Source organism: Micrococcus sp. HSID17227, from assembly GCF_003989405.1.
GTDB classification, from domain to species: domain Bacteria; phylum Actinomycetota; class Actinomycetes; order Actinomycetales; family Micrococcaceae; genus Micrococcus; species Micrococcus luteus.
In genome coordinates this window covers 1-429 of the sequence record NZ_RBLN01000570.1, presented here as the reverse complement: position 1 = coordinate 429, position 429 = coordinate 1, and the positions used below count along the sequence as shown (strand labels likewise).

Sequence of the window (429 nt, the reverse complement as noted above, 5' to 3'; positions counted from 1 at the left end):
GCGCGGGATGGGCGTGGCGGACATGACGAGCAGGTGCGTGCCGGGGTTGGCCCGCCGCAGGGCCTCGCGCTGGTCCACGCCGAAGCGGTGCTGCTCGTCGACGACGGCCAGGGCCAGCTCGGCGAAGCCCACCTTCTCGGAGAGCAGGGCGTGCGTCCCCACGGCGATCCCGGCCTCGCCGGAGGCCAGGGCCAGCAGGGCCTCGCGGCGCGCGGCGGTCTTGAGCGAGCCGGGGGCCAGCGCGGCCCTTGTGGCCGGGGCGTCGCCGGCCCCCGGGGTGCCGGCGCTCTGCCGATCACGGGGCGCGGGATGGGCGTGGCGGACATGACGAGCAGGTGCGTGCCGGGGTTGGCCCGCCGCAGGGCCTCGCGCTGGTCCACGCCGAAGCGGTGCTGCTCGTCGACGACGGCCAGGGCCAGCTCGGCGAAG

Annotated in this window: 1 pseudogene; it reads right to left on the bottom strand. The window is 77.6% G+C overall.

Annotation, left to right across the window (positions count from 1 at the left end):
• Positions 1-285: pseudogene (locus D8M29_RS13365) on the bottom strand (ATP-dependent DNA helicase RecG); the annotation flags it as partial.
• Positions 286-429 lie beyond the last annotated feature (144 nt).